Raw genomic sequence first — 26191 nt, 5'->3', positions numbered from 1 at the left:
TTGACGAGCCTATAAACGAATGTTAAAGTTTTCTCTGGTAGTGACAAATCACATACAAAAAATGTAAAATGTTATAGTGTTTCTCAGAAATGAATTTTGTTGTATAATACAGAAATGACGTTATGCTTATGAGCAGCACAAGAAACCAAAAAGGGTATGCATAGTTAAAGTCGTATATGGGTGAATATAGAAACTCTAATTATGGCCAAGAAAACTATGTATTTTTTATTTTAACATTTTTCGCTCCAAAATCGACCAAGCCTGATAGAGAAAGGGTGGAAATGAATGAAAGAAACCATGAAATCACAATTTCAAAATGTGCGTTTCACTTTATTCGTAGCTTTGGCCGTATGGCTAAAAACCTACATCATTACACGCACTAGCTTCGATTTAAAACTTGAATCTTTCATGCAAGAATTCATTTTATTCATTAGTCCATTAGCAGCATCATTACTGTTTGTGGGTCTTGCATTATTTGCAAAAGGGAAAAAACGTAACTATATAGCACTAGGAATTAACTTTATCTTAACGTTCATCCTTGTTGGTAACGTAATGTTCTACGGATTCTACAATGACTTCGTTACTTTACCAGTACTAGGACAAACATCTAATTTCGGAAGTTTAGGTTCTAGTGTGAAAGAATTATTTAACTTCAAAATCATCCTTGCATTTGCGGATATTATCGTATTCTTCGTTCTATTGAAGAAGAAAAAGAAAGATTTTGCACCGACAGAACGTGTAGCACGTCCGATGCGTTCCCTATACTTCGTGTCAACAGTTGCTATTTTCAGCGTAAACCTAGGACTTGCAGAAGCTGAGCGTCCAGAACTATTAACACGTTCATTCGACCGCGTTATGCTTGTTAAAAACTTAGGATTATATGTACACCAAGCATACGATCTTGGCTTACAAGCAAAATCAAGTTCACAAAAAGCGTTTGCTGATAGTAGTAAATTGCAAGAAGCAGAAAACTATGTGAAAACAACACAAAGTAAACCAGATCCAAATATGTATGGTACTGCAAAAGGGAAAAACGTAATTGTTGTCTCTCTTGAATCGTTACAAACATTCTTAATTGGTGCGACAGTAAACGGACAAGAAGTTACACCATTCCTAAACCAATTTGCGAAAGAAAGTTATTACTTCGATAACTTCTTCCATCAAACTGGGCAAGGTAAAACATCTGATGCTGAATTCTTAGTAGATACTTCAATGTATCCACTAGACCGTGGTGCTGTATTCTTCACACACGGTAATAACGAATATACAGCAACTCCAGAAATTTTGCGTCAGCAAGGATATCACACATCAGTATTCCACGCGAACAACGCAACGTTCTGGAACCGTAACATTATGTATCCGGCACTTGGTTATGATCGTTACTACAACGAGCTTGACTACAAGATTACGCCAGAAACAAAATTAAATTGGGGATTAAAAGATATCGAATACTTCGATCAGTCTATCGATATGTTAAAACAAGTGAAGCAACCGTTCTATACTCGCTTCCTTACTTTAACAAACCATTACCCATTCACTTATGATGACAGTACGAAATTAATCGACGAGTACAACTCTGGTGATGGAGTATTTGACCGCTATATGGTAACAGCTCGTTATTTAGACGAAGCAATGAAACACTTTATTGAGCGTCTAAAAGCTGAAGGTATTTACGACAACTCTGTTATCGTATTCTACGGTGACCATTATGGTATTTCTGAAAACCATAACCGTGCAATGGCACAGTTCTTAGGAAAAGAAGAAATTACTACATTTGACCAGATGAACTTACAAAAAACACCGATGTTTATTCACGTTCCAGGTCAAAAAGAAGGTAAAACAATTTCAAAACCAACTGGTGAAATTGACATTAAACCAACAATTCTAAACTTACTTGGTGTAGATTCTACGAATCAAATTCAATTCGGTCATGACGTATTCTCACCAGACAATAAAGGATTCGTTGTTCTTCGTGACGGTAGCTTCATTACAGATAAGTACATGTACACAAACAGTACATTCTACGACCGTAACACAGGTGAAGTTCTGCAATTACCGAAAGAAGAGGCTCAACCACTTATTGACCGTGCACAAAATGAGCTAAATATGTCAGACAAAATCATTGAAGGCGACTTACTTCGCTTCTCTGAAAGCAATAAGATCAAAACTGGCGAAGTAAAAACGGCTATTAAAGAAGAAAAGAAGAGCGCTGAGTAATCTCAGCCTCTTTTTTATTTTCCTCTCTACAAATTCTTCTATACATTAACTTTAAAATTACATAACCTTCACCTAATATTTACACCACATTAACGAAACATCTTTATAATAAAATATGTAAACAAGGTTCCACATATTTCTTATCTCTCATCTTCAATAAGATCCCTTAGAGAAATATGCGCATCATTTGTTTTCAACTTTCTTATAATTGTCTTTCCAAGTGTTTTGTTTGCATAAATGAAACCTTTAAAGACGATGTCCCTATGAAAGATAGCTACCCTCCTTGTGCAACATTCCATACGAATGTTGCTTTTTTTTTTCAAAAAGCAGGATTCTTATTTCTCATTTTCGAATTTGTATATACAAAATGCTATAAAGTGAAACTTTAATCAGTGGGGGTTTTGTTCATCCCCCACTGATTATTAGTTGAACCAATCGGGCGTTTACGGGCAGTTAATCTCCCACCTAACTTCTTTGCTCCAGCCGAATTTTGAGGCGGGAGTTTTACTGCCCGTTAATGCGGGATAAGTCACCACTACTTCTCTATGATTTGCAAATAAATACATATACGTCATATGAAGAGAATTGCTTACATAAAAATAACTAGAGTGCTTTTTATTCATGTACTAACGAAAGGATGGGACGAAAATTGGCATACGAAAGATTTGTACTATGGAATGATGCAGTTATTGATACAACGAAACATCGCGCGTACATAGAACTTGAAGAAAGAGGTTTACAATTTGGCGATGGCGTCTATGAAGTTATTCGCCTTTATAACGGAAACTTTCACTTATTAGACCCACATTTAACAAGATTATATCGATCCATGGAAGAAATAGAATTATCACTCCCTTTCTCAAAAGCCGAACTCATCATCTTACTCTACAAATTAATTGAAAACAATAATTTCCACGAAGACGGAACAATTTACTTGCAAGTATCTCGTGGTGTACAAGCTCGAGCACATGCATTCTCATATGACACAACTCCGACAATCTATGCTTATATTTCAAAAAAGGAAAGACCAGCTTTATGGATTGAATACGGTGTACGTGCTATATCAGAACCTGATACGCGCTGGCTCCGCTGTGATATTAAATCGCTAAATTTATTACCAAATGTATTAGCTTATACGAAAGCTGAGCGCAAAGGTTGTAAAGAAGCACTTCTCGTACGAAATGGTATTGTAACGGAAGGTAGCCATTCTAACTTCTTTCTCATAAAAAACGGAACACTGTATACGCATCCAGCCAATCACCTTATTTTAAACGGCATTATTCGTCAGTACGTCCTTTCTTTAGCTAACACTCTTCAACTTCCTGTACAAGAAGAGCTTTTCAGCGTTCGCGATGTTTATCAAGCAGATGAATGCTTCTTTACGGGAACGACTATTGAAATTTTGCCGATGACCCATCTCGATGGAACTGCGATTCAAGATGGTCAAGTTGGCCCTATCACCAAATTACTGCAAAGTTCATTTTCTCAAAGCCTGTTAAAATCCAACAGCACATCTTCCTAAATACGAATAATCTTCTCATTTCTTGCATCAAATATATGTATTTAAATGAAAATCAAGGTGCGGATTTATACCTTGATTTTTTTCTTGTAATCTTTTTGTCATATTCAGATTCCCGCATAAGTCTTGACAGTAATCGACATGCTCTTTAGAATTTTTAACAGTTGGTAAATATTTCTTCACTACATTACAGACAGAAAGGAATCGACAAATTATGAAAAAATACCTTGCCGGTCTTGCGGCAGTGTCTGTAGCAGGAGGAGCAGCACCTACACTTGATAGTGTTCAAGCTGCCCCTGAACAAAATACACAAAAAGCTGCTACACAAGCTGTCCAAGCTTCCGCATCAAACAGTTCATCTTATACGGTGAATGCCAGCGTGCTACATGTTCGCGCAGGATCAAGTACTTCTCACGACATCATCTCTCGCGTTTATAATGGTCAATCATTAAACGTAATTGGAGAAGAAAATGGTTGGTTCAAAATTAACCATAATGGACAAACAGGCTATGTTAGTGGCGAGTTTGTATCAAAAAACGGAGCAACGAATAACAATGTAAGCACAGGTGGGAAAAATAAAGTTACTGCTGATGTATTACGTGTACGTACAGCTCCTAACACTTCTAGTTCTGTTTCAGGACGTGTTTATGAAGGACAAACTTTAAACGTAATTGGAGAAGAAAATGGTTGGGTGAAAATCAACCATAACGGACAAACTGGTTATGTTAGTAGCCAATTTGTATCAGGCGCTTCTTCAAATACTGGCTCTACAAGCAGTAACAATGAAGCAACTGTTCAACCAGCAAGCGGAAACTATACAGTAAATGTATCTTCCCTTCGCGTCCGTACAGGTCCTAGCACTTCTCATCCAACTGTAGGTTCTGTTAAACAAGGACAAGTAGTACAAGTTGTAGGCGAAGTTCAAGATTGGTTCAAAATCAATTACGCAGGACAAACAGCTTACTTAAGCAAAGACTACGTAACAAAAGGCGGCTCTAACGAAAACGTTACTCAAGGTAACAACCAAGAGCAAAATAATAATGGAACTGTTCAAACTGGTGGTACTTACGTCGTTAACGCAACATCTCTACGTGTTCGTACAGGCCCTGCTGCTTACCATAGTGTAATTGGCGGCGTGTTAAATGGTACAACATTAAACGTAGTTGGATCTGAAAACGGCTGGTTTAAAGTAAACTACCAAGGAAAAACAGGCTATGTTAGTAGCGAATTTGTAAAATTCGTTAAAGGTGGCACTGCTACTCCTGAACAACCTGAGCAACCTGAACAAGGTGCAATTGGTGACTACTACATTAATGCTTCTGCGCTAAATGTACGTAGCGGCGAAGGTACAAATTATAGAATCATAGGCGCACTTCCACAAGGACAGAAGGTTCAAGTAATCTCTGAAAACTCTGGATGGAGCAAAATTAACTACAATGGTCAAACTGGTTACATCGGAACACGTTTCTTATCTAAAACACCAGTTGGTGGCGCAGTAGATAATAAGCCTAACAACAACCAAAATAACAATCAAAACAACAATCAAAACAACAACAACAATAATAATACAAGCAATAATAGCGGTGACAGTTCTTCTCTACTTGCATACGCGAAATCTATGCAAGGCGTACCATACGTTTGGGGCGGTACTTCTGCTAATGGCGTTGACTGCAGTGGTTACATCTACCACGTATATAAGAAATTTGGCCATAACATTAGCCGCCAAAGTGTTGCTGGATATTGGAGCAGCTTACCACAAACTTCAAGTCCACAACCAGGTGACTTAATTTATTTCAAAGACACTTATAAAGCAGGTCCTTCTCACATGGGTATCTACCTTGGGGGCGGATCATTTATCCAAGCTGGAGATAAAGGTGTAGCAATCGCTTCATTAAACAATTCTTATTGGAAAAGCCATTTCTTAGGGTATACGAAAGTACCTTAAGTTATAGTTTCAGAGCCTTCTAGTTTACTAGAAGGCTCTTTTTAAAGAACTCGATATAGTAATCCCCTTTCATTCTCTCTACGAAAAAATTATGCGTTCATTCCCCTATTTCGTACACTATATTCTATAAAAATTGTCCAAAATGTTATCATAATGAATATATTTCCACAAAAAACATAACCTATTTCATGTCTATTCATTTTATATGTGTTTTTTCAAAGAATTTTCTTTTTATTTAAACTTTTCGTTAGACGTTTGACCTCCGATGTCCATTATGATAAGTTACTTAAGATGTTATATTCGCAAAAGTATAGACAACTGGTTTATACACTTTTTTACTATGAGGAAGGAGCATGCACTGCATGAATATTTTATGGGGAATTGGCGGCGTGATTGGGGTTTTAGCAATCGCTTTCTTATTATCTTCCAACCGCAAAGCTATTAATTGGCGCACAATTTTAATCGCGCTAGCATTACAAATGACATTTTCATTTATTGTATTACGATGGGATGCTGGAAAAGCAGGCTTAAAAGTTGCTGCTGACGGCGTTCAAGGATTAATTAATTTTTCTTACGAGGGAATTAGATTCGTTGCTGGGGATTTGGTCAACGCAAAAGGACCTTGGGGATTTATCTTCGTTATTCAAGCACTACTTCCAATTGTATTTATTAGTTCATTAGTTGCAATCTTATATTACTTAGGTATTATGCAGAAATTTGTTAGTATCGTTGGTGGTGCATTAAGTAAACTTCTTGGAACTTCTAAGGCAGAAAGCTTAAACTCAGTAACGACTGTATTTTTAGGACAAACAGAAGCACCAATTTTAATTAAACCTTATTTAGCACGTTTAACTAACAGTGAGTTCTTCACTATTATGGTAAGTGGTATGACAGCTGTTGCCGGATCAGTTCTTGTCGGCTATGCAGCGATGGGAATTCCGTTAGAGCACTTATTAGCAGCAGCAATTATGGCAGCTCCATCAAGTTTATTAATTGCAAAACTAATTATGCCAGAAACAGAAAAAGTAGATAATAACGTTGAACTTTCTACAGAACGTGAAGACGCAAACGTTATCGATGCAGCTGCACGCGGTGCATCTGAAGGTATGCAACTTGTTATTAACGTAGCAGCAATGTTAATGGCTTTCATCGCATTAATCGCTTTATTAAATGGCCTATTAGGATGGGTTGGTTCTTGGTTCGATATTAAACTTAGCCTTGATTTAATCTTCGGTTACTTACTATCACCATTTGCAATCTTAATCGGTGTTTCACCGGGCGAAGCTATACAAGCAGCTAGTTTCATCGGTCAAAAACTTGCAATCAACGAATTCGTTGCATATGCAAACTTAGGACCACACATGGCAGAGTTTTCTGAAAAAACAAATCTAATTTTAACATTCGCAATCTGTGGTTTTGCAAACTTCTCTTCTATCGCAATTCAATTAGGTGTAACAGGAACGTTAGCTCCTACTCGCCGTAAACAAATTGCACAATTAGGGATTAAAGCAGTTATCGCTGGTACACTAGCGAACTTCTTAAACGCAGCAGTTGCAGGTATGATGTTCCTATAAAGTGAAACTTTAATCAGTGGGGGTTTTCTTCATCCCCCACTGATTATTAGCCTTCACCAATCGGGCGTTTTCGGGCAGTTGAACTCCCACCTAACTTCTTTGCTCCAGCCGAATTTTATGGTGGGAGTTTTACTGCCCGTTAATGCGGGATAAATTCATGAAAGCCTCCTTTTTAAAAAGGAGGCTTTTTTATATAGTATAAACATAATTTTTATATATATTAAATCCTTTATGTCTAGATGTATAGACAATATGTTACAATAATTAGTATGTCTGTTTATTTTTTCTTGTACAAGAGGGATACTACTTGATGTCGCTCGCTAAAAAAGGACTTCCAGCTACATGGTCCATTTCTTAATAATTGTGCATACTACAAATATCCAGCACGAATTATCTTTAAGGAGGAAAGTTTCGTGAAAGATAATTCCTACAAAGTCCTCTCTATGTGGATTTTACAAATTTTATTTTATTTTACTACTGTACATGTGACGAAATATGAGCACGCGCTCATTTTTACAATTATATATGTCATCATAAATGTACTATTCCTATTTTTAGCTGATAAAACAGCATTTATTTTCTTCATACTGGGAACCATTATTTCAGTATTCTATTTATTTTATGAAGCATGGCTTCACTTATGGAGTACATCAGATCAATGGGAATATATTATTACCCACTTCCTGATGGCAGCTAACTTCTTCATTGTTTATATTTCAACCCATCTATTAAAAAAGGTTATCCTTAAAAATAAAGAGTTAACTGAACGGGTGAGAGTGCTTGAGCAATACATTGGAGAATCAAAATTATTAACAAGACAAGAATTCGAAAGACGACAAGCTTTATTAACAACTGCGATGAATCGTCGTAATGAAACAGGCATTATCATTTTCTTTGATTTCACTTCCTTTAGTAAATATACGAAGGAAAGTGTCATGGATCGTGTAGCTTCATTATTAGTTGATACAGTCAGAACTGACTTTGACCTTGCTGCTGAATATGACAGCAACACATTAGTCATTTTATTACAAAACACAAATGAAGCCGGTGCTGACATTGTAATGAACCGTCTACATCCAAAAATGAAGCAATGGCTTGCTACTGAAGCAATTCAAGATATTAAAATAAAACGAGAACAAATCAATACAAAAGGACATACCCCATTATGATGACACTCGTTATGCTTCTTTTATTTATTTTGTTTTGTGTACTTGTTTTCTGGATCAGCATCACATTTTCAATTAAATATGTATTGATTTTTACGGCCTTTCTATTCTCTGGTTTACTCGTTTATTACTCTTTCTTAACAATTGCGGGCTTAATTCATCGAAATAGTAAACGAAAAGATCGTACGCTAGAACATTATCCAAGTGTGGATATTTTAATACCTGCCCATAATGAAGGGGTTGTTATTAAAGATACATTGGAAGCGATGGCAAAGATTGAATACCCAGGCAAACTAAACGTTTATTTATTAAACGATAACTCTCAAGATGAAACACCTGAAATTGGCGATGATTTCGACAAAGCTTATGCTCATATTCATCACATTCGTGTACCACCTGGCGAACCGAAAGGAAAATCGCGTGTATTAAACTACGGCCTTAGCATTTCGGATGGTGAATATTTCTGTGTTTACGATGCAGATAATCAACCTGAACCACATGCTTTACGAATGCTCGTAGAACATGCTGAAACAACAAAGGATGCCGTTGGAGCAGTTGGACACGTTCGTACAGTAAATGAAAAAAGAAATTGGCTTACACGAATGATTTCATTAGAATTTCAGATTTTCCAGCTCCTTATGCAATCCGGACGCTGGCTATTATTCCAAACAGGTTCACTAACCGGAACAAACATGCTTCTTCGTCGTTCCGCATTAGAAGAACTTGGCGGCTATGACCCTTATGCAATCGCAGAGGATGCCGAATTAACATTAAGAATTACCCAAAAGGGCTATCTCTTACCAATCGTCCCGGAATCGATTACATGGGAACAAGAACCTGAGCATTTAAACATTCTTATTAAACAGCGTACACGTTGGCTTCAAGGAAACTTATACATTTTAGAAAAAATGTTTTCTTCGTTAAGCTTCTTTAAAGGAAAACTTCTCGTCCATTCCTTACAACAAGTTTTAGTGTATGTCGTATTTTGGCTATTCCTAATCATTTCAAACGTTTGGTTTGTAATTGGACTGCTCGGCATATTCCAAATTCAATATAGCATTCCATTACTATTTATGTGGTATGTCGCATATATTACATATGTTTCTCAATTATTTAGTGCCCAGAGCGTAGAACGAACCTTTACACCGACCAACATTTTCATAAGCGTCATTATGTACTTTACGTACGCACAGCTCTTTACGTATTTGTTTATTCGCAGTCTCATTCTTTACTTACGCGCAAAGAGCAAGAAACAAGTAATTGGTTGGGATAAAACAGTACGATTTAAAAAAGAAAAATAGATTTCATTAAAAAATAAGCACAGAGCGCCGTATGCTCTGTGCTTATTTTTTACCGTAATACTATATATCAGACAATACCCCTTAGCAGAAAGTTATTTCACGTCCATCCCCCAACGAACGATCGACCTTCATTTATATACGAAAAAGTGATTGCTATTTTTGTAGAACCAATTGCTTCTCTTGATGCTCTTTACGAGTTTCAGTCTTCGGTTCCGTGCTTTCTTGGGCATTTCGATGTGCCACACGTTTCAAGCAAATATGCTTCCACTTTCTTTCGTAACGTTTCATTATTCTAGTTGTCCCCCTTGAATGCGATTTAAAACTATTTGAAATCGCTTACAGGAAATAATATAGCACATATACATAAAAGTGACAACACATTTCCGACATATTTTTGTCAAAAATATGAATATAATGTGTAAAATATCGTATATTGTCGAACCATATCGATTTTTCTTTTTAAACTACAGCTATCCACACTTTTCCTAATATTTGCATTAAAAAAAGAGCTGACATAAAATCAGCCCCTTTCCTTCTATTATTAATGTTGTTTCATACGCCCTTCTTTTTGCAACTCTTTAAATAGTGCTGCAATCATAAAGAAAATAACAAATACAAATGGGAATGCCGCAATAATCGACGCAGTTTGCAGCGCCTCTAATCCACCGACATACAATAAGGTTGAAGCTATCGCCGCTAGAACAATACCCCAAACCATTTTGATGCGATTTGGTGGGTTTAAGCTACCATGTGTCGTTAACATCGCTAGAACAAACGTAGCAGAGTCTGCCGATGTAATAAAGAATGTTGAAATAAGTAAAATAGCTAACACACATAAAGCCGGGCCCATACTACCCATCTGGTCTAACATAGCAAACAATCCTACTTCTGTGCCCATTTCTTTAATTTGGCCATATATATTCGCCCCGTCGAACAATTCCATATGAATACCTGTCCCTCCGAAAACAGAGAACCAAAGCGCACCAATTACTGTTGGTACGAGTAACACACCAATAACAAATTCACGAATTGTACGCCCGCGTGACACACGAGCAATAAACGTACCTACGAATGGTGACCATGCAATCCACCATGCCCAGTAGAAAATTGTCCATGACTGAATCCATTGATTTCCGCCTTCATTTAATGGACTTAAACGGAAACTCATACTTGGTAATTCTTGAATGTATGATCCGATTGTTGAAGTGAAATAATTCATAATAAAGTTTGTTGGACCTGCAAATAATACAATTATCATAAGTGCAAACGCTAAAATAATATTCGCATTACTTAAATATTTAATTCCTTTATCGAGTCCCGTTTGCGCAGATAGCATATAAAGAACAGTTACAATTCCGATGATTACTAGCTGTGTCGGTAATGAGTTTGGAATGGATGTTAAATAACTAACACCACCCGCAATTTGCTTTGCCCCAAGTCCTAATGATGTCGCCACACCAAATACTGTCGCAAATACAGCTAGAACATCAAACATATGTGCAATACGGCCATGTTCACCGCCTTTAAATAGTGGACCCACTGTCGCACTAATTGTACTTGCTCTTCCTTTTCTAAATGTAAAATACGCAATACATAATGCTACAAGTGCATATAATCCCCACGGATGTAATCCCCAGTGGAAAAATGAGAAACGAAGTGCAAGACGTGCACTCTCTTCAGTCGCACCCTCTCCAAACGGAGGTGTGTATAAATGATTCAACGGTTCTGCAACGCCCCAGAAAACCAAACCGATTCCCATACCGGCACTAAATAACATAGCAAACCATGTCATATAACTATAATCAGGTTCATCATCATCTTTACCTAAACGAATCGAACCGTACTTAGAAACAATTAAGAAAATAGTAATTCCTAAGAAAATAGAAACGGAAATAATATAGAACCATCCAAACTTACTAACTAACGCAGCTTGAATTGCAGTCGTTACATTTCCTAAGCTACCTTTTCCAATAATAGATTCGGGAATAATCCCCCAAAGTGTAAATGTAATACATAATGTTAATGAGACAATAAATGTTTTCGTCAGTTTCCTCATCAAATCCCCCTTCGTATGTTTCATTTCTTGTAAATATCATAAATTCCGATGTGTTAAATCGGATAGAAAACCATAGTTTTTTGTGGTGATTTTCTTTCGGCTCTCTTAGTTTTGCCTTCACCAATTAGAGTTCTTGTGGACAGCCTTACCTTCCGTACAACCTTTTCACTCTGCAAGAGCTACAAGATTGGAATACTACTGTCAAATTGTGTGAGAAAAATGCGGATGGGAAGAGATTTTCCCAAAAAAGGGTGTGTTACAGTTTTAAAAAAGGGCAGATTTATTCTTTACAACCCTTTCTTCTTGTAACAATTATGCGGTTTTTTTGCTAGTATATAGCGCGTGTTTATAACTTCACAAACGAGATGTTTATGTTTATATAACTATATTACCCATAAAACGGTAAAATACTCAAGGAATGTAACTGTATAGTAATTATGATGTAATACTCTCGTAACATTTTTATTTACGCCGAAAAAATTATGTTGTATTAAATATTTTGACTATAACTAGAAACCTACTAATTATACGGAATGAAAAACGCTTTCCTCTCATTCTATCTATATTACAAAGTGTTAACGACTTATTACGAATGGTTTGTAATTGTGTGTTTTCCCAAAATCCGAAAAAATCTGTTGCTATAATGAGGACACGAAAACAAACGCAATGGAGGCTATCATGAAAAAATTAATTGGAATAGCAACAGCAGCAGTTTTTGGTCTTGGGATTTTCACCGCATCTGCTAACGCAGAAACTGTTGTAAAAACAGACGTACTAAATGTACGAGAAAACCCTACTACTGAATCAAAAGTTGTCGGTAAATTACAGAATGGTCATAAATTAGATGTTCTAAATACAGAAAACGGATGGTCACAAATCAAATTAGATGGTAAAGACGCATTCGTAAGTACAGAGTTTACAAAGAACTCTTACTATGTAACAGCTAACGTATTAAATGTACGTGCTGAAGCGAACACAAACTCAGAAATTCTTGGAATGCTTAAGAAAGACGATATGATCGAAACAACGAATCAAGTACAAAATGAGTGGTTACAATTTGAATATAACGGGAAAACGGCTTATGTTCATGTTCCTTTCTTAACAGGTACAGCACCTGTTATCGAGAAACAAGAAACGCCTGCTCCTGCTAAAGCTCAAGCGCCAGCTAAGGCTCAAGCACCTGCACCAGTAAAAACAGCTGCTAAGCCTGCTGTGAAAGCTGCTGAAACTAGCGAACCTTCTAATGGTCGTGAGTTAACTGTTGTAGCTACAGCATATACAGCTCATCCGAGCGAAAACGGTGGCACATACGGCGGCCGCGTATTAACTGCAATGGGTCATGACCTAACAGCGAACCCAAACATGAAAATGATCGCTGTTGACCCGAAAGTAATCCCATTAGGATCTAAAGTATGGGTTGAAGGTTATGGAGAAGCAATCGCTGGTGATACTGGCGGTGCAATTAAAGGTAACCGTATCGACATTCTACTTGGATCAGATAGCGCTGCTAACAAATGGGGACGCAAAACTGTTAAAGTGAAAATTTTAAAATAACCAATGACTGCTAAATTACAGCCGGTTCTCTTTATTGAGAGCTGGCTTTTATTTTTTTATAATAGCTATAAGGAGGTTATGTCCATGAACGTACAAGCAAAAGTAGACTGGGTCGGTACACCAAAACCGTACATATATAAAGATGATGTAACATATGATGCAATCGCAATTGACTTCTCACTCGCAAACGATGACAATCGCTATAAATTAATTGTGCTCAGCCATGAAGAAAGTACACATTACAAACTCGTACAATACGGAATAAAACCAGGCTCCCAAAAGCCATTCCCTATTGATATTCCATTCGAGCAAGAAATGCTACCGCTCATAAAGCAAATATTAAATGATCCATATGTACAAGCGATATTAAAGGAAGCGCGCTTTTAATCGAAAAAAAGACTATCTCTATAATTGAGATAGTCTTTCTTATATTAACGAGTCGGACCAGATACATCCTTTGATTTCAGCGTATTATTCGCTCCAAGAGAATGGTACAACAGCTTTCCATTTCCATTAACAGTAACGATATGGTCATTATTAAAGCTCTTGAATTTTACAGAGCCATCACCATAACGAATATGATATTCTTCATATGTCGTTACTTTATATTTCGTCGCACTTTGACGTTCTACATTACGAATATTCATTGTCAATAAATCTTCTGTAATTCCTTTTTTCTGTAGATATTGTAAGTAATCACGGTCTTCCTTATACGATTTTCCGCTCTTATCATAATCATTTTCAATTAAACTAAAATCGTTTAATGCAATTGCACGTACGTTATTATAAATATGATTTTGTACAAAATCTCCAACCGCTGAACTAGAAGCTTCTTTTGGGAAATTTAAGTAATATGTACTTTGATCTCCAACTTTAATACTTTCAGATTTCATCACACCAAATTCAGCGTTTTTCTCTAAATGTACTTCTACCGTTTCATCCGTCGGTACAGGACCAAGTTTATAACTTCCGTAATTTAACTTTCCGCGTTTCTTGCCATTAACAAATACAGTTGCATCGCTTTCATCAGATGAAATGGTTACATAATTTCCTTCAAGTGATAACTCCACTTCTACTGTCCCATTCTTTTCATCTGCTAAATCTACTTCTTTTTCTATCTCTAATTCAGCAAGTTCCGTCTTCGCCTTTGCCTTTACAACATAAGTACCCGGGAAGTATGGACCTAATTCTTTCGAAGTTTTATCACTAGAAAGCTCTGTTTCTTTTTTATCATTCACATATATTTCAGCATTCTTTGCAGTTGTGCTAACACTCATGTAATACGATTTCATGCTGAACTTATACTTCGGATATAAGAACCACTCTTTCTCGTCTTCTATAATTTGCCCATCTTTAAAAGATACTTTATCACTTGCTAACTTTTGATCTACTGTCTCTCTTTGCAAATATGATAACAATTCTTTATTATAGGACGGATTTTCTTTTAAATAACGGATATACGCCTTAATATCCTCTGTCTTAATCTTTAAGCTTGGATCATCAACTTTCACAAACTCATCGATTGCATTCACATCTTTCTTTTGGAATGCCTCGATCATAACATTTACTTGTTTTTCCTTAGAAAACTTGCTTGCACCGAATTTATATGCGCCAAACAAAATAGCAAAAACAATGACAAAACCTATAAGTAAAAACATGTTTTTCTTACTTTTCACTGGCTTTGTTTCTCTCCGCATTTCTGAATGAGAAGAAGCTGTTTGATCAGCGATTTCTTCTACTTTACTTCCGCAACCAGGACAAAAGTTCAATTGACCTGCGACTTGTTTATTGCATGTTCCACAAAACTTCAAGTATTTCTCCCCCTTATTTTTTTACTAATTTCATACCCGCGAATGTTAATACGTAAGAAATAAGAAAACTACCTACCATTAAATATAGCGTGTTACTTTGAATAGATAATATCGGTCCAGAAATTCCAGCGAACTCCTTCATAATTTCCTTACTTCCTGAGGCTGTAATATGAATTTTTGCTAGTCCATTTACACAAAGCATCATCACCGTATAAACAGCACTAAACACTGCTATAGTTACGTACATATTTCGCATACGATATTGAGCCAATTTCATTCCAGCCCTAACTAGTAGAATACATGGTAGAAGAATTAATAATCCCCACCAATGTAAATATGAATTAAAATCATCAATATCTTTTATACGATCAGCACTAGCACCATTAGCGATTTCCAGGTCTTTTAAAGACGTATCCTTTATTGATATGTCTGACACATACGATACATGCAGCGGCCCTTTTTCGACTGAATATCTACTCATTTCTTTCTCCATATCTCCCCATTCAATTTCAGTTGGAGAAAGGTGGGCCATATTCCACATGAAAGGTGTTGCTTCTAAAGAAAGTAATGCTTTATACGCCTTCTCTGGAAAATCAATTGGACCCATTGATTTTGAACTACTAAATAAAATCGTAATAAGTATAATACCAAATGTAATAAGTAGTCCTTTCAAAACAGTCACTATACTATAATAAATAGACGTTGCATACGGGACAAACTGACTAGTAGAAGAAAGCATACGATGTGGTCCTGCTTCAATACTCATACCAATAAAGCTGAATAATAGACCAAATATAATACCAAACAATAAACTAACAACATGAGAATATACGACATCAATAGTCATCGTTTGATAGAAATAAGAAATAGATGTAGAAGAACTTGCTATAAAGCTTACAATACATAAGAAAATACCGTATATCATGCCAATTACACATGATGTCATGAACTTCTCTCGCCAACTAATTGAAGGTTTTTTTCTCTCTACAAAAAATCCACTTCCACCTAATATAAGTGCTGGAATAGTTAACAAGATGAACAATGGGATATGAAGAAGGAATGACATCGTGTATGCCCCGCTCCCGCTAATTTCAATACCTATTAAATGACACATTAAAATTAATGGTGCTATACCAATAAATGATTGATTAACGGTAGTCATATTCAACATACCATCCGTATTTCTAACCGCTGTCTCCACTACATCATTTATAGCAGCATCTATTATTAAACTGCCAATCCAACCTGCAATGAACATACATACAATTGCAAAAGCACCACCGAATAATCCTTTTTTCAGCATACTTCCTGATGGATTTACATGTAATTGCGCTCCTGCATTTGGTAATTTCACGTTCGATTCTTTTTGAGCGACTCCTAATAAAGAATCACCGCATTTCTCACAATATATAGCATATTCTTTACTTTCCTGTCCACATGTTCGGCAATACTTCGAAGATTGCGGGACTAACATAACATGGCTATCTATGCTATCCGTACTTGAGCCGTCGTGTGTACAATAGTTTACTGCCTCTGGCTGCTCTAAACCGCAAATTTTACAATACATGTTCCTCACTCCTTACTTTGCTTCATACCACATGCTGGACAAAATGTAGCTTCCGTCGCAATTTGTTCACCACATGAAGAACATGCTTCTTTTTCAATATTTTTTGATTGAAGGAGTAACTCATTTTCTTTCCCACACTGCCCGCAAAATTTATCATTTAATGATAATGGACCACCGCAACTACACTGACCTTTTTGTTCTTGGCTCTGTAAATTAGACATTTGTCTGCGCGTGTTATAAATAGCAACATCAAGCTCTTGTACTGGTGCTACAATAGCTTTCAACAAATCTACTCGAACCTCATCATCACGAAGTTGCATATATACCGTTTGACCAAGTTCAAGTAAAATTTCAGTTTTAGCTTGTAACTTCTCTTGTGTAATCTTCTTTAATTGCGCAATTTCCTGTGCTACTTGCAACTTCATCTTGCCTTGCTCAATTCCCTCTTGCAACTTATTCATGCCATTACCAAACTTCGATTGTAAATCTGACAAACAAATTCTCTCCTTTTAATTACATAGTAATATGCAAAATTAACATTATATATATTACCATGATTTTCTAATTGTGTAATTAGAATTTCATTTTTTCTGTTTTGAGCATTTTTTGTTTATAATGGTAAAGGAAAGAAATCTGTGTACGGAGGAATATTATGCTGCAAGACTCAATTACGAAAGATGAAATTATGATGATTGCGAATGAGTTCGTTCAAGGGCTTGATCCACAGCAAGTTGCTGATCAGGAGCATGTCGCTACAGCTCGGCACCTATATCGTAGTGGTGTTGTCTATAACGTTGACTTTGATGGCTATACGCTATCCGGAACTGTAAATGCTGAAGGCAGTGTATATAGCGTTCACATCCCGATTCGTAATGTCACTGAAAGCTATTGCGATTGCTTCGCGCCAACGCAATGTGAGCATATGCTTGCTGTGTTACTATCTGCAGCTTCTAGTTTTGGGCAGGTAGGAGATGTATTAACTTTATTCAAAAATAATACAAAACCTTCTCTTCCTCCTATTCGAACTGCAAGACAAGTATTGCAATCATCAGCTTTTGAAGAAATGGATTATAAAAGTTGGCAAACATACTTTGAAAATGAATATGAATCATTTAAAAAAGAACAAGCACGGCTCACTTATAAACAAATGTATTTTCTTATGAGTCTTTTTACAGACTTCTATACAAAATTAGAACGGAAAGCTCCGCGTATCGTTGCTATTCATGAATTATTTAAGTTGCACGCGGCACTTTATTGCTTTCAAAAATTATTAGAAGAAATTCAAGAATTTGAAGCAAACAAACTATATTCTTATCACCAACCAGTTAACGTCGTTCGCCTATTCGTTGATAAAGTTGAATCTACCGTTAGGGACCTAAAAACAGAGGAGATTCCAGAAGAATCCAAACCGATTTTACAAGAAACAGCTCGGCTCATACATGAAGCATTCTTCTCTACCGATGCCTATACACAAGAGCGATTCTTCATTTATCGTCACGTATGGGGTGAACTGTTAAGAACAGAAGAGCAGCTACAAGAAGAAGAAAAACGAATCGATACTAAAATCAATCCACTTTCCAAAGCATTAGCATCTTCTCATCTGCTCTTTTTAAATAATGAAGACTTATCGGCAATGGAATTACTCAAAAAACAGCCTGCTTCTGTTGTGAGCCTTTACTTCTATTGGTTAGAAGAGTTATTAAGTACGATGCAGTGGGACCGTGCTAAAAGCTGGCTTTCCTTTACTTATAAACAAGTAAAAGAAACGATAACGGAACAAGAGAATACCGTCTTCATACAAGATATCGTTCGATTATTTGTGATGATGTATGAGACATATGCAACGCATACGAATGAACAAGCGGGATTAGAAATGATTTTACAAGAACTATTACCGTATAGTTTCACAAATTATGAACAATACGTACTAGCGAAGAAACAATACCATGCATGGACGGAACTTCAGCTCTTATATGGATTCGAAGTAATCGAACTTTTGAAAGAACCATTGAAAGATATTGAAAAAGAAGCGCCCGAAGCAGCACTTCCTCTTTATCACCATGCCGCAATGGAAGCAATTGAAGAGCGAAATCGCAAATCATATAAACGTGCCGTTCGTTACTTAAAGAAATTACGTATGCTTTATAAACGACTGAAGCGAACTGATGAATGGGATGCTTTCATTATTCATATCGCTAACTTACATTCACGTCTGCGTGCACTACAAGAGGAATTACGGAGAGGAAAATTAATCGATGATCATACAAACTGAAGTAACAATTAGGCTCCAGCACGTTAGTCAAGGTTGGTTCCTTTGGGGAGAAGATGATAGCGGTACGCTCTTATCCGTAGCAACTTGGAAAAAAAATGCATTCGCATGGCACTCTACTTCCTTCTACGGAACGTTTTTAAAAGAAGCAACGTATGAGGGAAAACAAGGCGTTATGTTAACGAATGCACAGGCATTTGAATACATCGCAAATAAACCGATGAATTCATTTGCAAATATGCAAATGAACGGTCCTATTACGGCACTTACAAAGGACGCAAGTGAATTATGGGACGCTTTCGTCAGCGGCAGCTTCGCACCTGACATGAAGCATTGGTCTCAGCAGCCATCTTGGAAAGTTCAGAATACCTCAATTGAAGATGACATGTTAGCCTCTCTTTTCTCTGCCTCTGTGAACGAAAGTATTTTGCAAGATGCTCGCTCAAATGACGGATGGGAAGATGCAAAGAGACTATATGAACATTATGACTTTACGAAAAGGCAATTGGAAGCAGCACTACATGAAGAAGATTGGCTTCGAAAAATTGGTTACATTGAAGATGATCTTCCATTTACAGTCGGCTTAAGACTACAAGAACCGCAAGAAGAACTTGAAATGTGGAAGCTTGAAACAATCGTTACACCAAAACGTGGTGCGCATCGCATATATGTATATGAAAGTATCGATTCCTTGCCAAAACGATGGCACGATTACGAAGAACGGATTCTTGAAACACAAGAAGGATTCAGTAAGCTCGTACCGTGGCTAAAAGAGGACGACAAGTTCCGAGAAGAACTCTTTGAAACGGAAGCTTGGAACTTCTTAACCGAAGCAAGTAATGAATTACTCACAGCAGGTATTACAATTCTACTACCATCATGGTGGCAAAATTTAAAAGCAACAAAACCGAGGTTACGTGTACAGCTGAAGCAAAGTACAGCACAAACACAGTCTTTCTTCGGCATGAATACGCTCGTTAATTTCGACTGGCGCATTTCAACGGACGGAATTGATTTATCAGAAAGCCAATTTTTCGAACTCGTTGAGCAGAACAAACGTCTTTTCAATTTAAATGGTCAATGGATGAGACTTGATCCTGCCTTTATTGAAGAAGTAAGAAAACTAATGCACCGTGCCGATAAATATGGACTAGAAATGAAAGACGTGTTGCAGCAACATTTATCTAGCACGGCGGAAACAGAAATTGTAGAAGACGATAGTCCGTTTAGCGATATTGAAATCGAACTAGATGGATATTATGAAGAACTTTTCCAAAAGCTTCTGCACATTGGAGATATTCCAAAAGTAGATACACCATCTTCGCTACAAGCAACACTCCGCCCGTATCAACAACACGGTGTTGAGTGGTTGCTATACTTACGAAAGCTTGGATTTGGAGCATTATTAGCTGATGATATGGGGCTCGGAAAAAGTATTCAAACAATAACTTACTTACTATACGCTAAAGAAAACAATCTCCAAACAGGTCCTGCATTAATTGTGGCACCAACATCAGTCCTTGGAAATTGGCAAAAAGAATTTGAACGTTTCGCACCAAGTTTACGTGTTCAGTTACACTATGGTAGTAACCGAGCTAAGGATGAGTCATTTAAAGATTTTCTTCAATCAGCAGATGTTATATTAACTTCTTATGCATTAGCTCAGCTTGATGAAGAAGAACTTAGTACGTTATGCTGGGACGCTGTTATTTTAGACGAAGCACAAAATATAAAAAACCCACATACGAAACAGTCGAAAGCAGTAAGAAACTTACAAGCAAATCATAAAATTGCTTTGACCGGTACACCGATGGAAAACCGACTTGCTGAGCTTTGGTCTATTTTCGACTTTATCAATCATGGGTATCTCGGAAGCTTAGGACAATTCCAGCGCCGCTTCGTCACACCGATTGAAAAGGACCGCGATGAAGGAAAAATCCAGCAAGTACAGCGGTTTATCTCGCCGTTTTTACTGCGTCGTACGAAGAAAGATCAAACAGTCGCATTAAACTTACCAGATAAACAAGAACAGAAAGCTTATTGTCCACTAACTGGCGAACAAGCTTCCTTATACGAACAACTTGTTCAAGATACATTACAAAATGTAGAAGGATTAAGCGGAATTGAGCGCCGCGGATTTATATTACTTATGCTGAACAAGCTAAAACAAATTTGTAACCATCCAGCCCTTTATTTGAAAGAAGAAGAACCACAAAATATCGTCGAACGCTCTATGAAAACAAAAACGGTAATGGAGCTCATCGAAAATATAAAAGACCAAAATGAAAGTTGCTTAATCTTCACTCAGTACATTGGCATGGGGAACATGCTAAAAAGTATGTTAGAAGAAACATTTGGTCAGCGCGTCCTCTTCTTAAACGGGAGCGTACCGAAGAAAGAGCGTGACAAGATGATTGAGCAGTTCCAAAACGGAACGTATGACATCTTCATCTTATCGTTAAAGGCCGGCGGAACAGGATTAAACTTAACTGCTGCCAACCATGTCATTCACTATGACCGTTGGTGGAATCCAGCTGTAGAAAACCAAGCAACAGACCGTGCTTATCGCATCGGTCAAAAACGCTTCGTTCACGTTCATAAACTTATTACAACAGGAACACTTGAAGAGAAAATTGATGAAATGTTAGAACGAAAACAATCATTAAACAACGCCGTCATTACAAGCGATAGTTGGATGACCGAACTATCAACAGACGAACTAAAAGAATTACTTGGCGTATAAGGTGGATGTTTCTATTCTCACAAATAGCGGGATAAATGAAAAAGGAGCAAATCTCTAACTGAGATTAGCTCCTTTTTCTATTCCAAAACCAATTGCTTATTATAATTCCTGTTAACCCACCGCACGTATCAAGCAATGAATCTTGCCACATCGGTGTACGGTCTCCCGTAAACCATTGATGAATTTCATCAAATGTTGCATACCCCGCAACGAAAAGGAGGGCGTATGCAAAGCACCTTTTTCTCGAATAACCCGATCGATGAAAAGCATAATACGTCAATGAACCAAGCATAAAGAACACCATAAAATGAGCACCTTTACGAAGGAAAAACTCAACAAATCCACCTACACCTTTATTTGCAATACTAACAGGCGTACCTCCGCCATAATCAATAGATACCCATGAAAAATGCTCTTTCACAAACTCAACATTTATATATTGCTCAATATCCGAGCGCATATCCTGTTTTTTATATGGCTGTGCTGAAGAATAGAAAATAATCCCCATCCATAGTAATACAGGAATCCAAAATAACCATTTACGATTCATTCTCCCGAAAGCTCCTCTCTTAGTCTTTTAAGAGTACCAAAAAAAAGAAAAAATTTCACGCCAAAACATGACATTTACCCCCTATTTATAAAGTGAAAGGGGGTGATAAACATGGCAGTTGAAACAATCGTAATGGATTTAACTTTACGCCTTGTATTAAACGGAGGATTAGACAAAAACGGTAAAACAGTTTTTAAGACCAAGCAATTCAAACGTGTGAAAACAAATGCAGATTTAGGAAAAGTACATGAAGTAGCACGTGCTCTTGCTTCACTACAGAAATCATCACTTCACGCTGTACAACTTGTAAGCACGTCAGATCTTTCTAACCTGTAAAGTGAAACTTTAATCAGTGGGGGTTTTGTTCATCCCCCACTGATTATTAGCCTTCACCAATCGGGCGTTTACGGGCAGTTGATCTCCCACCTAACTTCTTTGCTCCAGCTGAATTTTGAGGTGGGAATCTTACTACCCGCCAATAGCGGGATAAATAAAAAGGAGGGAATAAAGCATGCAAGTACTAGAGTTAGTTTTCGTAAAAGAAGATGGAAAAACAGTTGTCTTTTCTATCGATAATCCCATTACACCAGTAAATGAACTAGTCGTAAATCAAGTAATGGATACCATTCTTTCTTCATCTGTATTTTCATCAATTGGTGAAAATACTCGTAAAAAAGGAGCTCGCCTCATAGAAAAAAACGTATCTGAAGTTCAGATCACTCCGTAAATCAAAAAGGCGAATCTGCATTATTTTGCAGATTCGTCTTTTTTCTTCGGCATTTCAATTGGGATAAAGATATTTGAAAAACCAACACAAACATACTTATAATTCTCCCCACCTAAATCAAACTCTGTCGTATATGTTGAGAAGAAAATATAATCATTCCGCTTTGTATAATGTTCGATTAATAATCCAACTTGTGGTTCAACATACTTATTTGCCAATTTCTTTCCCGCTGATGCTAAGTCGCCAAGTATACCCTCTTTGTTTTCTTTCTCAACCTCTTCTAGCTTCTTACTCACATCATTACGCTTCATAAATTGTTTTGCTGCCCAATCCGTATATTCTCCCTTACCCGGATTACTGTTTGCTAAATAAACTAAGAGAACAACAGCTAGAGCCATAATAATATACTTTTTCTTCATGCTATATCACCGCCTACTCTTTTCTATTTTCATATATATGTACAAGCGAGGCAAATTAGAAAGACTACCATCTATTGATTGTAAACGAACATCAAAAATTTACAATACACAACAGAAGATTAACAATAGATTTACATGATTATTATATACTTATATTCGGAATAATAATTTTATGAGGGAGGATTTTAGAATCATGGATAATGAAAATGATATTTTTATTTCTAGTTCTACAATGATGCTCGAACCTTGCAAACACCCTTATTACCGGACAAAAATTTTCGACAGTAGCGGTAACCCTCTGTATTCTCGCCAAACAGCTATCCAACTCATAAAGAAATATTGTCTAACACATGTTCAGTCTACTTACCAAGGTAGACGTAATGCAGTTCAAATAAACTTTAAGCTCAAACAAAATGTTCCAATTCCGATTAATCACAAAGAATATATTTGCGTTTTTCCAACAGAATCTCCTTCTTCTCCAAACTGCATTTGGTTGTTCTATAACCATATAGAGGAGATAGAGTTTTCCAAAAAAACTAACAAGGCTAACATTCATTTTTTTAACGGAACTACCATAACAATACAAATAGGTTCTCATAAGTTACAGCAACAATTTTTAAAATCTGGACATGTATTATCTCGAATGAACATGAAAGATTCACTACCTTAAAATAAATAGACTGGAAGGCAATATTTTCTCGCCTTCCAGTCTTATTTTTACTCCCTTACACTATCTCTCATTTTCTCAAGTGCCCTTCGATATAACCATCTCGTTTGATAGTACGTCATCCCCATTTCAGCAGCTATCTCTCCCATCGTTTTCCCTGTAAAGAATCGCTCTGAAATGATGTGCCTCTCCCTCTCATCTAACACGCTCATAAAGTCCTTCGCCCTCGTTCCCACATCTTCATACCCAAATCGTTCACCATACTCTCCGGTACACACATACCTCTCTTGCACTACACATTCTTTCTTCAATCTTTCCAATATATAACCACGTACTGTTACGACAGCATAAGCAGGAAAACTTCCTTTCTCCTCCTCATACCTTTCATAAGCATACCAAAGACCAATCAAGCCACATTGGTAATACTCTTCATGATCTTGATAAATATTTAACCTCTTTATTTGATTTATAATCATACCCTCATACAAAACAACTGTATCTGCAAAAGCCGCTGGCCTCACACAGTACCCGTTTCTAAAAGGTATACCTCTTCAGTATTCCGCGGTACCTCTACAATATAAAAAGAGAAAAGAAATTTCATTGTGGGTAATTTCAAATACTGCTGCCGGAATTTGAAATTACACTAGGCAGAATTTGAAATTCTGCTGGGGGTATTTGAAATAGGGGTAAAAATAAAAAAAGGTGACTCTAGGATAATCTGTACCCTTTGTAAAGGACATTTTTAAAAAAGTTAGGCAACATCAAGAAGATGATTTCTGTATCCAACAGGAGTCATCTTTTTTAAATTCCATTGATATCTATAGTGATTATAGTACGTCATATATTTCTTAATCTCTTGTTTCAACTCAGTAAAAGACTCGCAAGGTTTTATATGTGCTTCATCTTTCAGATGACCAAAAAATGATTCTTGTGGAGCGTTATCCCAACAGTTCCCTCTTCTTGACATAGATTGTCCGAGCTTTAGCTTTTTGACTAATTTTTGGTAGGTAGGGCTTGTGTAGTGGGCTCCTTGATCTGAATGAATATATGCACCTTCAGTCAATCGAATCCTCTTATTCCGTTTTAGTTTATGAAGAGTTGTTGTTACGAGGTCTAATGTCATCTGTTCTGAAACATGGTAAGCTAAAATTTCATTGGTTGAGCCATCTAAAATTGTAGATAAATAAGCTCTTTTATTCTTACCGTAAACTAAATAAGTGATATCTGTAAGAAGCGTTTTTCCTGGGGTGTTTTGTTTAAATTCTCGATTTAATTGATTCGGCACTACTCGATGTTCTTTTGAAGCTTTCAGCATTCTTTTATAAGGATTTGCTTTCCGAATCGGACAGATAATCTCATATTTTTTCATGATTCTACGGATACGCTTTAAATTGTAGACAACTTGAAAATGACCCACCAATGTCATTTTTATTTGACGAGCCCCTTTCTTTCGATTTCTAAATCGAAGTGCTTTTAATATGATTTTTTTCACGATTTCATCTTGATTGTTCTTTTGTTTCCGTTGTTCTTGAGATGAAATGGAAAAATAATTATAGTATCCGAACGGGATACACCAGCTACTTTACACAAATAACTCACCATATTTCTTAAGTTATATTTTATGATGACAGAACGAATCAGGATATATTTCTGACTAGGTGATAACGTTATTTCCTTCTCATCCTCCCTTCCATAAGTTTGATCTTTTTTAACAATTCATTTTCTGCCTTTAGTAAGTTCCGTTCGGCTTCTAAACGAGCATACTTCTCTTCTAACGTAAGCTCTCTCTCAAGAGTTCTTCCCGCGTTTTGGGTGCGTGTATCTCGCAAACCAAATACACCATTTTTTCTGTAAGCAGCACGCCACCTACTTCCTGATGACATAATTCGTTTCATTCCAATCATATCTATATCAAAACCACATTCTTCAAAAATATTTCGAGGTAGTTTTCCTTTCTCATTTTCCTCAATAAAAATACGCTTAAATTCATCTGTATAAGTGATACCTTTCTGACTTACAGATTTTATGTAGGGGTTATTTGATAGAATTTGAATGTCTCTTTCTGTAAATAGCTTTTTTGTCATTTTGAACTTTCTCCGATCCCAA

General features: G+C 36.7%; 21 protein-coding genes and 1 pseudogene. 13 read left to right on the top strand and 9 right to left on the bottom strand.

Annotation, left to right across the window (positions count from 1 at the left end; genetic code table 11):
* Positions 1-285: 285 nt before the first annotated feature.
* The 6 genes from ACE38F_RS02930 (at position 286) to ACE38F_RS02905 (ending at position 9722) form a co-directional block, all read left to right on the top strand.
* A complete protein-coding gene (locus ACE38F_RS02930; protein WP_375370232.1) occupies positions 286-2217 on the top strand; it encodes an LTA synthase family protein in 1932 nt (643 codons plus the stop codon).
* Positions 2218-2854: 637 nt separating this feature from the next.
* Complete coding sequence (locus ACE38F_RS02925; protein WP_375370233.1) at positions 2855-3739, top strand: D-amino-acid transaminase; 885 nt, start codon at positions 2855-2857, stop codon at positions 3737-3739.
* 211 nt (positions 3740-3950) lie between these two features.
* On the top strand, positions 3951-5681 hold the full coding sequence (locus tag ACE38F_RS02920) for a C40 family peptidase (protein ID WP_375370234.1): 1731 nt from the start codon (positions 3951-3953) through the stop codon (positions 5679-5681).
* Positions 5682-6043: 362 nt separating this feature from the next.
* Positions 6044-7255, top strand: coding sequence for a NupC/NupG family nucleoside CNT transporter (locus ACE38F_RS02915; protein ID WP_375370235.1), 1212 nt, complete (start codon positions 6044-6046; stop codon positions 7253-7255).
* A 413-nt stretch (positions 7256-7668) separates the two neighbouring features.
* On the top strand, positions 7669-8424 hold the full coding sequence (locus ACE38F_RS02910; RefSeq protein ID WP_375370236.1) for a diguanylate cyclase domain-containing protein: 756 nt from the start codon (positions 7669-7671) through the stop codon (positions 8422-8424).
* Positions 8421-9722, top strand: a complete 1302-nt coding sequence (locus ACE38F_RS02905; RefSeq protein WP_215554756.1) for a glycosyltransferase family 2 protein — start codon at positions 8421-8423, stop codon at positions 9720-9722. Before ACE38F_RS02910 ends, ACE38F_RS02905 begins: the two co-directional genes overlap by 4 nt.
* A gap of 153 nt (positions 9723-9875) precedes the next feature.
* Here ACE38F_RS02905 and ACE38F_RS02900 read toward each other — a convergent pair whose 3' ends face one another.
* Both ACE38F_RS02900 and opuD read right to left on the bottom strand, forming a co-directional pair.
* Positions 9876-10010: a hypothetical protein gene (locus tag ACE38F_RS02900; RefSeq protein ID WP_002068447.1), complete on the bottom strand. Its 135-nt coding sequence runs from the start codon at positions 10008-10010 to the stop codon at positions 9876-9878.
* 253 nt (positions 10011-10263) lie between these two features.
* Positions 10264-11778, bottom strand: coding sequence for a glycine betaine transporter OpuD (gene opuD / locus ACE38F_RS02895; protein WP_375370237.1), 1515 nt, complete (start codon positions 11776-11778; stop codon positions 10264-10266).
* Positions 11779-12456: 678 nt separating this feature from the next.
* Here opuD and ACE38F_RS02890 point away from each other — a divergent pair.
* Together ACE38F_RS02890 and ACE38F_RS02885 are read left to right on the top strand one after the other, a co-directional pair.
* Positions 12457-13332 (top strand): cell wall-binding protein EntA, encoded by an 876-nt coding sequence (locus tag ACE38F_RS02890; protein WP_375370238.1) that lies wholly within the window; start codon positions 12457-12459, stop codon positions 13330-13332.
* An 84-nt stretch (positions 13333-13416) separates the two neighbouring features.
* Positions 13417-13719 (top strand): DUF3910 family protein, encoded by a 303-nt coding sequence (locus ACE38F_RS02885; RefSeq protein ID WP_375370239.1) that lies wholly within the window; start codon positions 13417-13419, stop codon positions 13717-13719.
* 44 nt (positions 13720-13763) lie between these two features.
* On the opposite strand, the gene ACE38F_RS02880 is transcribed toward ACE38F_RS02885, so the two are convergent.
* From ACE38F_RS02880 to ACE38F_RS02870, 3 genes are read right to left on the bottom strand one after another with little or no spacing between them, the layout of a single operon-like run.
* A complete protein-coding gene (locus ACE38F_RS02880) occupies positions 13764-15143 on the bottom strand; it encodes a zinc ribbon domain-containing protein (protein WP_375370240.1) in 1380 nt (459 codons plus the stop codon).
* A gap of 13 nt (positions 15144-15156) precedes the next feature.
* The gene (locus ACE38F_RS02875) at positions 15157-16710 is read right to left on the bottom strand and encodes a hypothetical protein (protein ID WP_375370241.1); all 1554 of its coding nucleotides are present in this window, start codon (positions 16708-16710) and stop codon (positions 15157-15159) included.
* 5 nt (positions 16711-16715) lie between these two features.
* Positions 16716-17204 (bottom strand): zinc ribbon domain-containing protein, encoded by a 489-nt coding sequence (locus tag ACE38F_RS02870; RefSeq protein ID WP_341308123.1) that lies wholly within the window; start codon positions 17202-17204, stop codon positions 16716-16718.
* Positions 17205-17362: 158 nt separating this feature from the next.
* Here ACE38F_RS02870 and ACE38F_RS02865 point away from each other — a divergent pair, with 158 nt between their 5' ends.
* The gene (locus ACE38F_RS02865; protein WP_375370242.1) at positions 17363-18982 is read left to right on the top strand and encodes an SWIM zinc finger family protein; all 1620 of its coding nucleotides are present in this window, start codon (positions 17363-17365) and stop codon (positions 18980-18982) included.
* A complete protein-coding gene (locus tag ACE38F_RS02860; RefSeq protein WP_375370243.1) occupies positions 18966-21722 on the top strand; it encodes a DEAD/DEAH box helicase in 2757 nt (918 codons plus the stop codon). Before ACE38F_RS02865 ends, ACE38F_RS02860 begins: the two co-directional genes overlap by 17 nt.
* Before the next feature lie 64 nt (positions 21723-21786).
* Here ACE38F_RS02860 and ACE38F_RS02855 read toward each other — a convergent pair whose 3' ends face one another.
* A complete protein-coding gene (locus ACE38F_RS02855; RefSeq protein ID WP_002034802.1) occupies positions 21787-22272 on the bottom strand; it encodes a VanZ family protein in 486 nt (161 codons plus the stop codon).
* Positions 22273-22383: 111 nt separating this feature from the next.
* On the opposite strand from ACE38F_RS02855, the gene ACE38F_RS02850 reads away from it, so the two are divergent.
* Together ACE38F_RS02850 and ACE38F_RS02845 are read left to right on the top strand one after the other, a co-directional pair.
* Positions 22384-22608, top strand: coding sequence for a DUF1659 domain-containing protein (locus ACE38F_RS02850; RefSeq protein WP_375370245.1), 225 nt, complete (start codon positions 22384-22386; stop codon positions 22606-22608).
* Between the two features lie 175 nt (positions 22609-22783).
* Complete coding sequence (locus tag ACE38F_RS02845) at positions 22784-22999, top strand: DUF2922 domain-containing protein (RefSeq protein WP_002159825.1); 216 nt, start codon at positions 22784-22786, stop codon at positions 22997-22999.
* A gap of 20 nt (positions 23000-23019) precedes the next feature.
* Here the strand turns inward: ACE38F_RS02845 and ACE38F_RS02840 are convergent, their stop codons facing one another.
* Entirely contained in the window at positions 23020-23418 is a 399-nt protein-coding gene (locus ACE38F_RS02840) for a DUF4359 domain-containing protein (protein ID WP_002034805.1), read from the bottom strand.
* Between the two features lie 193 nt (positions 23419-23611).
* Between ACE38F_RS02840 and ACE38F_RS02835 the strand changes: the two genes are divergently transcribed.
* Positions 23612-24088: a competence protein ComK gene (locus tag ACE38F_RS02835; RefSeq protein WP_375370246.1), complete on the top strand. Its 477-nt coding sequence runs from the start codon at positions 23612-23614 to the stop codon at positions 24086-24088.
* Positions 24089-24135: 47 nt separating this feature from the next.
* Here ACE38F_RS02835 and ACE38F_RS02830 read toward each other — a convergent pair whose 3' ends face one another.
* Together ACE38F_RS02830 and ACE38F_RS02825 are read right to left on the bottom strand one after the other, a co-directional pair.
* The gene (locus ACE38F_RS02830) at positions 24136-24606 is read right to left on the bottom strand and encodes a sigma-70 family RNA polymerase sigma factor (protein WP_375370247.1); all 471 of its coding nucleotides are present in this window, start codon (positions 24604-24606) and stop codon (positions 24136-24138) included.
* Positions 24607-24836: 230 nt separating this feature from the next.
* Positions 24837-26169 (bottom strand): annotated as a pseudogene (locus ACE38F_RS02825) (IS3 family transposase).
* Positions 26170-26191: the final 22 nt, after the last annotated feature.

The organism is Bacillus altaicus (assembly GCF_042136375.2).
In the GTDB taxonomy this organism is placed as follows: Bacteria; Bacillota; Bacilli; order Bacillales; family Bacillaceae_G; genus Bacillus_A; species Bacillus_A cereus_U.
The sequence above is the reverse complement of the archived record's forward strand: the minus strand, read 5'-3'. Positions and strand labels throughout refer to the sequence as shown.

Coding starts and splice junctions, on each gene's coding strand:
- ACE38F_RS02930 (WP_375370232.1), top strand. CDS start 286: ATGAAAGAAACCATGAAATCACAATTTCAAAATGTGCGTTTCACTTTA.
- ACE38F_RS02925 (WP_375370233.1), top strand. CDS start 2,855: ATGGGACGAAAATTGGCATACGAAAGATTTGTACTATGGAATGATGCA.
- ACE38F_RS02920 (WP_375370234.1), top strand. CDS start 3,951: ATGAAAAAATACCTTGCCGGTCTTGCGGCAGTGTCTGTAGCAGGAGGA.
- ACE38F_RS02915 (WP_375370235.1), top strand. CDS start 6,044: ATGAATATTTTATGGGGAATTGGCGGCGTGATTGGGGTTTTAGCAATC.
- ACE38F_RS02905 (WP_215554756.1), top strand. CDS start 8,421: ATGATGACACTCGTTATGCTTCTTTTATTTATTTTGTTTTGTGTACTT.
- ACE38F_RS02900 (WP_002068447.1), bottom strand. CDS start 10,010: ATGAAACGTTACGAAAGAAAGTGGAAGCATATTTGCTTGAAACGTGTG.
- opuD (WP_375370237.1), bottom strand. CDS start 11,778: ATGAGGAAACTGACGAAAACATTTATTGTCTCATTAACATTATGTATT.
- ACE38F_RS02890 (WP_375370238.1), top strand. CDS start 12,457: ATGAAAAAATTAATTGGAATAGCAACAGCAGCAGTTTTTGGTCTTGGG.
- ACE38F_RS02885 (WP_375370239.1), top strand. CDS start 13,417: ATGAACGTACAAGCAAAAGTAGACTGGGTCGGTACACCAAAACCGTAC.
- ACE38F_RS02875 (WP_375370241.1), bottom strand. CDS start 16,710: ATGTATTGTAAAATTTGCGGTTTAGAGCAGCCAGAGGCAGTAAACTAT.
- ACE38F_RS02865 (WP_375370242.1), top strand. CDS start 17,363: ATGCTGCAAGACTCAATTACGAAAGATGAAATTATGATGATTGCGAAT.
- ACE38F_RS02860 (WP_375370243.1), top strand. CDS start 18,966: ATGATCATACAAACTGAAGTAACAATTAGGCTCCAGCACGTTAGTCAA.
- ACE38F_RS02855 (WP_002034802.1), bottom strand. CDS start 22,272: ATGAATCGTAAATGGTTATTTTGGATTCCTGTATTACTATGGATGGGG.
- ACE38F_RS02850 (WP_375370245.1), top strand. CDS start 22,384: ATGGCAGTTGAAACAATCGTAATGGATTTAACTTTACGCCTTGTATTA.
- ACE38F_RS02845 (WP_002159825.1), top strand. CDS start 22,784: ATGCAAGTACTAGAGTTAGTTTTCGTAAAAGAAGATGGAAAAACAGTT.
- ACE38F_RS02840 (WP_002034805.1), bottom strand. CDS start 23,418: ATGAAGAAAAAGTATATTATTATGGCTCTAGCTGTTGTTCTCTTAGTT.
- ACE38F_RS02835 (WP_375370246.1), top strand. CDS start 23,612: ATGGATAATGAAAATGATATTTTTATTTCTAGTTCTACAATGATGCTC.